Here is a 2,631-nt window from a genome sequence, read left to right on the forward strand (position 1 = left end):
GAGACGCCTTTTAAACCGGTAATGGAAGCGTATTTCTTACTGAAGTTAATCGCTTGACTCCCCAATCCTTTTCCTTGGAAACGATGGTCAATCATGACGCGCCATACATATAAATGCTCCTTTTGAAAGTGTTCATCGTGTGTGTCCAGTATTCTAGGGTCAATCAGAGAGATTAGCCCCGCAGGTTTATTGTTTAAGTAAATACCATAGTTGATACTATCGTCGTTAAAACTGGCTTCTGCAAGCCACTCTGCGTTGTTAGCAATGAGTTGTTTTTGAGACTCTTCCACTGAGAGATCAATAATGTCATTGATAATGGTATTGTTTATTTTTAAAAAGCTAATTTTATTCATGCTTATTTACCTTGGGTAGGTGTTTCATTAAAAGTAACTGGCCAATGTAAGGATCTTGATAAGCTAATCTTGAGTTATCAAAATGGTAATGTCGCTTTTGCTCCTGTCTTTTAACATAGACTCTTCAAGTATCTTATAGATCTCTTTATCTGGCGCATATTAGAACGCGCCAATTTTTTTAATTAAGGTATATGTATGTCTTAATTAAAAACGATGATGGAAGTTATTGTTTCCTTTTTGCCTGCCCCCATGACAGAAATATTAGTTCCAAGCGTTGCCCACGATGATTCAAAAATAGGGTACGTATAGTATTTTTACAATAGTGCCGTCACAAAACCCAAAACAAACTCCCTGATAGAATGCTGACGAGTGTGATTAAAGATAACTTTAATGTGTTCTCAGCCAGCTACATTTTGTATATCACTTATCAGCTAAAATGGTGGCCAATATCTTATCGCCTTTGCATTCAACACTGACGTTCATTCCATTGACGAGTGCTCTCTCATTAGGCGCACTTGCTCTCATATCGAGTCCACTTGTTTAAATTTGGACAACTAGTTCGGTAAGCGTTAAAGAAAGAGTGCTGGTTACCCTGAAGTTTTAGTGTAGGCCACATCTTGATGTTATCGAAGATGGCCAATCGCAATGCAAAAATAGACACAGCCCTGGAATATTGAAGCTAATGTTATCGAAAGCTTTTCTGCACTATTTTTTTAGTTTGCGTAATTGGTGTAGCCAAACTTAACACCAATGATACGAACCGCCATATAAGTTTTAACTCATACCATTTGACGTATTATTGCGGAATCTTTTGTCTATGACAGTATGACTTTGTAAGTAAAATCATTACATAATGAAAGCGTATTTATTAAGTTGCCAGTTCAAACCTTGATGTATTGTTTTCATAAAGTTCAACGTTAATGTCGGTTTTATCTAATAGTCATAAGATGTTGCTCCTAATGAATTGATAGCAGCGTAGCTTCTTACGTCTAAAGCGGGACTGTATTGGATAAACCTGTGATAAAAATACAACGATTCACAAAAATGCTGTGCTTGGCCGACATATCACTCAGATTGACATCACTCATGGAAGTTGATTAAACGACTTTATATACTTGTAGTAATTCATTGTTTACTAAATTAGTAAAATCACTGACACGCTTTTGTCCAAAAAACTGTTAGCAGGGCCGAGCTTTAATGTGTGATCACCAAGCGATTTTGTCGAGAATTGATGTATAGGCGGTGGTGATTTTACTACGAGTTGTTCCTTAGTTCGTGGAAATTTGAAGTTTTTCAATGCAATCTTATGCAAGCTAACACTGGAAATCTCATTGTAACTATCTGAAAGTTAACCAGATTTATTCAGGCTCATGCTGCAAGCATCATGTTTTTGATTGCGACGTTAGTGTATCTCGCAGATGAATCCTTTACTGGCACACCCATCAGCGCCGATCTTATATTAAGCATTACTATTCAACCTAATTTTCTATAATTTGATCACATATTTTGTGACAACACAGTGTAATATCCGTTTATTTTTTAGCCATCACTATAATGACAACGTTGCGTAATTTTAAAGAAGTGAAGATGCGTTGTTTATTGTTAATACTATTAATCTTGCCCGTAGGGAGTGCGTTCGCTAAGGACAAGGTGTCTTGGAATATGGGCGTTCTGGATATTCAGATGTCGCAGGGGCAAACTCAGATATTTGATTTGGTTTTATATAATTTACCCGAGGTTGAAGGGGCTAAGCTGCACGTTGTACCTGCGCTGCAGGAGTGGATATCTGTTCAACCTTCTATTATCGAAGACACCAGTGAGCAAGAGCATGAACTAAAAGTGCTCGTAAGTATCCGTTCCGATAGTCCTATTGGCACGTTTGATGGTGTCATTCAGGTTAGGGAAATTAAAGCGGGTAAGCCTAAAAATGTTCTTCCTATGTCATTGCCTGTATTTCTAAGAACTGTCTAGGGTCAGGTCTTGCCTTTTGCCACTCATTACTTTTGGTATGTCAAAGCTAACAAAGCACCATTATTTGAACTTTGAGGCGCAACTCATTTCGGGGCAGATCTGAGCCAGCTGGCACTTTTTGAGAAAAGTGCCACGAGTAAAACTTCAGGCCTATGAAACCTCTGGACACTTCCATTTTAGCGAGATAGCTAATTTAGCAAAGCATCATAGACAGAACCTTAAGCACTAAGCTCAGCGTAAATTCCGTCTAACGTAATGTTTTCTTTAGACTTCCTCTGCGCGGACTTTTGAGCGTTCCTTGATATAT

At 38.1% G+C, this 2,631-nt stretch carries 2 protein-coding genes; one reads left to right on the forward strand and one right to left on the reverse strand.

The window, feature by feature from the left end:
- Window positions 1-353, reverse strand: a 353-nt coding sequence (locus tag F0229_RS21545; RefSeq protein WP_171733684.1) for a GNAT family N-acetyltransferase, incomplete at its 3' end; no start/stop codon positions are given.
- Window positions 354-1,952: 1,599 nt separating this feature from the next.
- On the opposite strand from F0229_RS21545, the gene F0229_RS21550 reads away from it, so the two are divergent.
- The gene (locus F0229_RS21550; RefSeq protein WP_253821017.1) at window positions 1,953-2,324 is read left to right on the forward strand and encodes a hypothetical protein; all 372 of its coding nucleotides are present in this window, start codon (window positions 1,953-1,955) and stop codon (window positions 2,322-2,324) included.
- Window positions 2,325-2,631 lie beyond the last annotated feature (307 nt).

Origin of the sequence: Vibrio sp. AIC-3 (genome assembly GCF_013114515.1) — a bacterium.
GTDB lineage: Bacteria > Pseudomonadota > Gammaproteobacteria > Enterobacterales > Vibrionaceae > Vibrio > Vibrio crassostreae_C.